Origin of the sequence: Bacillus sp. AP50 (genome assembly GCF_040492675.1) — a bacterium.
GTDB classification, from domain to species: Bacteria; Bacillota; Bacilli; order Bacillales; family Bacillaceae_G; genus Bacillus_A; species Bacillus_A cereus.
Genome location: NZ_JBEUTW010000171.1, coordinates 1 through 7,150 on the forward strand (window position 1 = coordinate 1; position 7,150 = coordinate 7,150).

A 7,150-nucleotide genomic window follows, 5' to 3' on the forward strand; every position below is an offset into this window, starting at 1 on the left:
TTATAATACATACTATAATAGAACTACTGTAATTCTGAATTATTCAGTAACACTAAACTATTCCCCTTGCTACCTTCATGATTATTTTATAGCGGGGGCTTATTATATGTATAAACAATCTGAGTCACTCGAAAAATGATGAATTCGAATATTGCAGTAAAAAGCGTTATTTAGGAGGTGTTACTATGACGCATATACTGGTGATTGAAGACAACCCAGATATACAAGAACTGATTCGTGAATTTCTAATGGCACAAAACTTTACCGTTGATGTAGTTGGTGCCGGAACAGAAGGTATTCTTCTTTTCCAAAAAAATTCATACGATCTTGTCCTCCTCGATGTAATGTTACCAGATATAGATGGCTATAGTATTTGTAAAATTATGCGAGGACAATCTGATGTACCAATCATTATGTTAACAGGCTTACATAATGAAGAAAGTGAAATTAAAGGATTTGAGTTAGGTATTGATGACTATATTACGAAACCGTTCCATTACACTGTATTTATTAAGCGTGTAGAGGCTGTATTAAGAAGGGCAGCAACGAAGGAAGCAGAAGCTGCAACTATACTACAATTCCATGAATTGATGTTAAACTCTACAGCATATGCAGCTTATGTTCATGGTAATCAAATTGAATTGACAACAAAAGAATTTGAAATTATTTATACTTTACTGCAAAATCGAGGAAAAGTATTATCAAGAAGTGATTTGTTGAATAAGGTATGGGGCTATGAACATTATGGTGATGTAAGAGTTATAGATACACATATTAAAAACTTAAGAAAAAAATTAGGAATTCCTTATATTAAAACGGTGAAAGGCATTGGCTACAAAATCGAATCGTAGCAAAGACAACATCACCAAAAATATTTTCATCAAAACCTTATTATTTTGTATTCTTTTATCACTTTGTCTTTATCAAATTATTTACTTTCTAGCTTCAAACTACGATAAAGAACGTTTTGCGAAAGAAAATGGAACGCCGACTACAGAACAGGCCGATTCAGATAAGCAAAACGACGGAAGTAAAACGAAGCAAAATAAAGCTGTGTCAAAGGGGAGTATTTCTAATTTCCAATCTTCTATTATAGATTATAAATCTCTTTCTACAGCTATCAATCACCTTTTGCAGCCTAGCCAAACTGCAAAGGCAAAAGAACATACACAAAATCTTTCGGGGAAAAATAGCACTTCTAATCCGCCTACAGAAGCAGAAAAGAAAGCCGCTAATAATGATGCCTTACATACACAAAATGCAGCAAGTAAAACAAATGATACAAATGATAATCCAAAGTTAGCAGATGCGTTGCAGCAATTAGCTCCACATATTGGCGCGACAATGCTTGCATTATCACTACTCGGATCATTAATTTATACAAAACTAATTGCCAAACCTTTTCAATATATGAGTGATGCTTTAAAAGATATTATGAATCTTGATTTCTCCGATAAAAAGCTACTTAACAAAAATGCAGATCAAACAGATTTTAATTTGCAAGTAGCTGCTTCACAAGTACCAAATATTGTGAAGAATTTACATGCAAGCAATCAAGATTTAAGAAACGAGCTCAAGAAGGAACAACAATTAGAACAATCTCGTAAAGAATTTATGTCTATGGTGTCCCATGAATTAAAAACACCAATCGCAGCCGTCATGGGACAACTAGATGGCATGATTCACGGAATTGGAGCTTATAAAGATAGAGATAAGTATTTGAAACGTTCCTACGAGATGATGCAAGACATTAACATATTAACGGAAAAAATGTCGGAATTATCCAAAATACAAAACCCTCAATTTAAACCGAATTTAGAAGTCATTTCTTTATCTAATATTATTGAGGATGTTATGAAGAAAGTAGATTACTTTGTATCTGTAAAACAATTAAATGTACAATCTAATATTAAACACGACGTACAAATTTTAGCTGATCCTAAATTTATTCAAACTGCTATTTTTAACATTATTTCAAATGCAATTCATTATACAATTGACCATCAGCACGTATATATAAAGCTTTATGAAAAACCAAATGGTTACGCATTAGAAGTATTAAATACAGGTTCACAAATTGATGAAGATAAACTTGCTCATTTATTTGAGCCTTTCTATCGCGCAAATCCTGATAAACACGGGTTAGTACAAGGTAGTGGTCTTGGATTATATATCGTGAAACAAATATTAGATAAACATCAGTTTCCTTACGGGATACAAAACACAGCTCAAGGTGTAAAATGCTCCATTGTATTCCCAAAAGCAATGTAACATTCACTATAATTACATACCCCAAACTCATACTTCATGTGTGAGTGGCGGAATTTTGTAGAGTGTCTTACTCTGTTTCGTTCGCCCGTTATCCTTATTTGGATAGCGGGCGTTTTTTATTACTTAAAAGGAGGATTTTTTATGGAAAAGTTTAAATATTCATTGCTCGTTTTATTCGGTGCTTGCAGCTACGGCATACTTTCAACTATTTTCAAACTCGGATTCATAAATGGATTTTCAGCACATCAACTCCTAGGGGGACAATATGTCTTCGGATGGATTGGACTATTTCTACTCGTTCTTTTCTTTTCACATCATAAAGTAACAAAAAAACAATTTTTTTCATTACTAACCGTCGGAACAACAATGAGTATGACTGGGATTTTTTACGCTATTTCTGTAGAAGAACTACCCGCATCTATCGCTGTCGTCCTACTCTTTCAGTTCACTTGGATTGGTGTCATTATCGAAGCCATTGCAAATCGAACATTTCCAAGCCGCGATAAGATCATATCTATCCTTATTTTATTTGCTGGTACATTGTTTGCAGGTGGTGTATTTGAAGGCCTCGGACAAAGTTTTTCTACGAAAGGGATTATCTTTGGGCTATTAGCTGCGGTCTCTTTTTCATTCTATGTTTTTGCAAGCGGGCGCGTCGCTACGGATGTTCCGCCTTATACGAAAAGCTTTCTTATGACAACAAGTGCTACTCTTATCGTATGCCTATTCTTTCCGCCAACCTTTTTAACAGACGGTGCTTTGCAAGCTGGCCTATGGAAATATGCTTTCTTCCTCGGCTTGTTCGGTGTTGTCGTACCTGTCATTTGTTTTTCAATCGGTGTACCAAAGGTTGGAACAGGGCTTAGTACGATATTAGGTGCAGCTGAATTACCAACTGCTATTATTGCTTCAATTACACTTGTACATGAAGTCGTAACGTTCATGCAGTGGATTGGAATTATTTTTATATTGGTTGGGATCTTCACTCCTCAGCTGCTTACGGCTAGGAAAGAAAGGAAACACAATCGCGTGCACAGCGCTTGAAAAAATACAGAATTTATATAAAAGATATAACTGCAATTAAAATAAGTAAATTTATCTGGAGGTATAAATGACTATTTTAAGCATCGTATTTTTTGCTATTATGTGTATCTTCTTCCTAATAAGATATATGAAAGAAAAGAAATTTTACGATTTACTTCTCGTTCCCGTTTGTATATATGCAGGAGCAGTGAAAACTCCTTTCGTAGAGTACTTAAACTTTAATACTACATTTAAAATAACGTATGATATTGCAGCTATTATTCTTGTAATCCTTGCTGTACTTTTCTTTTTGAAAGATAAGAAAGAGAATCATACTGCATAACAAAAGACCTTTCATTTACTTGAAAGGTCTTTTTCTCTATCTCATTTTACCGCTCCATACAGCTTCTCTATCTCATGCTCAATTTGTTTTACATCGATTCGCTCAAATAATGGCTGCACGCTATCAATTCTACTTGGCAACGTATTTTGCGGTTCCCAATTTCGGTTCACAATCGACAATGTGTTTCGAACTCTTTCACTTGAAAATGGTAAAAATGGTTCAAGGAGATGGGCAAAATTAGCGATAAGATACACACAGTTATAAATCGTTTCTTCACATGAAACTGAATCATCTTCTCTTTGTTTCCAAGGCTGCTTTTCATCAAAATATTTATTTGCAAAACGTACTGTATCAAATATTGTTTCTAGCGCCACCTTAAATTTAGTTTGCTCAATCGCTTCTCCTACACGCTTATATAATCCTTCTACTTTATCTTTCAGCTCTACCTCAATACTTCCCTTCGGCACGATACCACCATAATATTTTTCGATAAACTTTAATGTCCGGTTCACAAAGTTCCCGTATGCACCTAATAATTCACTATTATGACTGTAAATAAATTCCCGCCATGAAAAATCAGTATCGCGATTTTCTGGTGCGTTGACGGTTAAAAAGTAACGAATAGAATCTGGATCATAGCGTTCTAATATGTCAGGCACCCATACTGCCCAGTTTTTACTTGTAGATAATTTTCTTTTTTCAACTGTTAAATATTCATTCGAAACGATATGACGCGGGATTGCTTCCTCCCCTATTCCAAGTAATACCGCTGGCCAAATGACGGAATGAAACGGAATATTATCCTTTCCGTGCACATAATATGTTTTCGCTTCGCTATCCCAAAACTCTTGATCATCTTTCCCTGTTTCTTCAGCCCAATGTTTACTCGCTGAATAATAGCCTGTCACTGCTTCAATCCATACGTAAATTTTCTTATCTTCATACCCTTCTACTGGAATTGGTACCCCAATTGGTAAATCACGTGATACGGCCCTATCTAGTAATCCTTCCTTTACATATCTCTCTGTTAGTTGAATCGCATTGTCGCGCCATGTCCCTGTTTGTTTGGCAATTTCTACAGCTCTTTTAATTTGCTGCTGAAATGTATGCAATGCAAAATAGAAATGCTCTGTTTCCTCTACAGATGGCGTACTACCACATAACTTACATTTCTTTTCTAACAAATCGAGAGGATCTAAAATAGCAGAACAAGCATCGCATTGATCTCCTCTTGCTGCTTCATGGCAATGTGGACATATTCCTTCTACATAACGATCCGGTAAAAACTGCGTACACGTTTCACAATACGCTTGTTCCACTGTTTTTTTATAAATATGTCCTTCTTCTAATAAACGTAAAAAAACATTTTGAACCGTTTCATGATGGTGCTCACTATCTGTACGTGTATAGCAATCATAAGTAAAACCAAGGCTACGAAAACATCGCTGGAACTCTTCATGATACTTATCAGCAATTTCTTTCGCTGTCACACCTTCTTGTTTTGCTCTAATTGCAATCGGTGTTCCATTACAATCACTCCCTGAAACATACAGCACATTCTCACCTTTTGCCCTGTAATAACGCGCTAAAATATCTCCAGGTAACAAACTCGCAATATGGCCAAGGTGTAACGAACCATTTGCATACGGCCAAGCGCCTCCAATAAAAATACTCATCTTACATTCCTCCTTTTAAATATAAAAAGCCCCGCCCTTATCTTAAAAAAGATAAGGGCGGGGCTGTATAAACAGTCGCGGTACCACCTTATTTCGCCAATTACTCACATAATTAGCCTTAACAAGTACGGAGCTATGTGCTCTTATACTGTGGTTTTGATAACGAGTACCAACTCTCGTCGCCGCCTACTATTATCATTTGATAAGTTCAGGACGAAGCTCAAAGGCCATTGTTCAAATGAATATTCTTGCTTCTTCTCAGCTACCGAAGCTCTCTGGAAAGAATGTGTTCATCCTACTTTTCCTTTTCAACGCTTTTACGTATAAAAAGTATTGTACGACTTAATCACGGAAAAATCAAACTTTTATCCAGAAAGAAAAGGAAATCCCATCCCCCTGCCGAATAAATATACGTTCACAAAAGGAGTGATAACATTGAACCAAAAACAACTAAGCACTATAAATGAAAAAAGCTGGAATACAGCTGCTTATGAAGCTTGGACGAATCGCCACGGGGCACCAGCTGATTATGCGAAAAAAATCATGGAAGATCCCACGCGCGAAGTAGCACATTATTTACCTTACATACAATCTCCAAAAGGAAAATGTATTATTAATTTACTCGGCTCAAAAGGAAATAAAGCTGTCGCACTCGCTCTTTTAGGAGCTGACGTAACAGTTGTTGATATTTCAGCAAGTAATGCAAAATATGCAAATGAACTTGCGGACGCAGCAGATGTCTCTATCCAGTATGTCGTTTCTGATGTATTAAATGTACAGCTCTCCGAATCATTTGATATCGTATTGCTGGAACTTGGTGTACTCCATTACTTTCTAGATTTAAAACCACTTTTCACAACAATCTCTCAACTACTAAAGCCCGGTGGAATACTTATCCTTCGCGATTACCATCCAATATACACAAAGCTATTAGGAGTAGACCATCCATCATTTCGAGCAAGTGGAAATTATTTCGATGAAGAATTAATTGAAGATGATGTTGCTTATAGCATCCTTCTTACAGAAGCACAGAAAGAATCGCTACTTAAAACAACCATCCGTCGCTGGACGTTAGGAGAAATCATTTCAACACTTGCGGAAGAACATTTTAAAATTGAAAAACTAGTTGAAGAACACGGACCTCATCAAAGATGGCTCTTCCCTTCTACTGCACCGGAAGGAATCGAAGAACGTATCCCTGGTCTATATACAATAATTGCGACAACATGCAAAAAAGGATCCCTTCACGGATAGGATCCTTTTTGCATGCTCACGCATATAAGTTGAGGTTGGAGATTACCATAATTCTGTAGAATAGGACACAAGATATTTCAACATTTCGTCTCTGACTTACGTCGTCAAAAAGGGGTATGACCAACATAACGAAGAGTAATGTTTTAGTTGATATTGATAATCGTTATCAACTAATTAGAAGTATACATGATGTCATTTCAAATTTCAATAGCATTTCTAATATTTATTTATGAATTTTATGATATGCAAATGTATACATTTTAAGAACTTTTTCTAATACCAATCTGACTCCTTCCATTATCTGCTATAATTTTCATTGAACAGATTAATAACTTCATAATAATGTTTTTATTAATTTCGTTTTAAATATCTATAAATTATAATAAATAGTTTAAATGAGGGTAGGGGTAACGATGAAATATGTTAGTATTCGAAAAAAACTACTGTTCACACTATTAAGCATTTCTTCTTTATTTAGCATTGCTCTTATTGTTATTCTTTCATTCGCCATGAATCAAGCAAGTGAAATCGAAACGTTAAAAAATGATGTATCAAAAAGAGCGACGATTTTAAAAGAACGTGG

6 protein-coding genes, 1 pseudogene and 1 other annotated feature are annotated in these 7,150 nt (G+C 35.5%); of the genes and pseudogenes, 6 read left to right on the forward strand and 1 reads right to left on the reverse strand.

Features of this window, described 5'->3' with window-relative positions:
* Window positions 1-185 precede the first annotated feature (185 nt).
* The 4 genes from ABWK52_RS14595 (at window position 186) to ABWK52_RS14610 (ending at window position 3,637) form a co-directional block, all read left to right on the forward strand.
* On the forward strand, window positions 186-851 hold the full coding sequence (locus ABWK52_RS14595; protein ID WP_000148833.1) for a response regulator transcription factor: 666 nt from the start codon (window positions 186-188) through the stop codon (window positions 849-851).
* On the forward strand, window positions 829-2,271 hold the full coding sequence (locus ABWK52_RS14600) for a sensor histidine kinase (RefSeq protein WP_000201959.1): 1,443 nt from the start codon (window positions 829-831) through the stop codon (window positions 2,269-2,271). Before ABWK52_RS14595 ends, ABWK52_RS14600 begins: the two co-directional genes overlap by 23 nt.
* 141 nt (window positions 2,272-2,412) lie before the next feature.
* Window positions 2,413-3,315 carry an EamA family transporter gene (locus tag ABWK52_RS14605; RefSeq protein WP_048568696.1) on the forward strand — a complete coding sequence of 301 codons (903 nt, stop codon included), beginning with the start codon at window positions 2,413-2,415 and terminating at the stop codon, window positions 3,313-3,315.
* Window positions 3,316-3,382: 67 nt separating this feature from the next.
* The gene (locus ABWK52_RS14610; RefSeq protein ID WP_000154132.1) at window positions 3,383-3,637 is read left to right on the forward strand and encodes a hypothetical protein; all 255 of its coding nucleotides are present in this window, start codon (window positions 3,383-3,385) and stop codon (window positions 3,635-3,637) included.
* A gap of 41 nt (window positions 3,638-3,678) precedes the next feature.
* Here ABWK52_RS14610 and metG read toward each other — a convergent pair whose 3' ends face one another.
* On the reverse strand, window positions 3,679-5,313 hold the full coding sequence (gene metG / locus ABWK52_RS14615; RefSeq protein ID WP_098542049.1) for a methionine--tRNA ligase: 1,635 nt from the start codon (window positions 5,311-5,313) through the stop codon (window positions 3,679-3,681).
* Window positions 5,314-5,363: 50 nt separating this feature from the next.
* Window positions 5,364-5,634 (reverse strand) — a binding site (T-box leader).
* A gap of 114 nt (window positions 5,635-5,748) precedes the next feature.
* Between metG and ABWK52_RS14620 the strand changes: the two genes are divergently transcribed.
* Both ABWK52_RS14620 and ABWK52_RS14625 read left to right on the forward strand, forming a co-directional pair.
* Window positions 5,749-6,567 (forward strand): class I SAM-dependent methyltransferase, encoded by an 819-nt coding sequence (locus ABWK52_RS14620; protein ID WP_098542047.1) that lies wholly within the window; start codon window positions 5,749-5,751, stop codon window positions 6,565-6,567.
* Window positions 6,568-6,980: 413 nt separating this feature from the next.
* A pseudogene (locus ABWK52_RS14625) lies at window positions 6,981-7,150 on the forward strand (methyl-accepting chemotaxis protein); the annotation flags it as partial.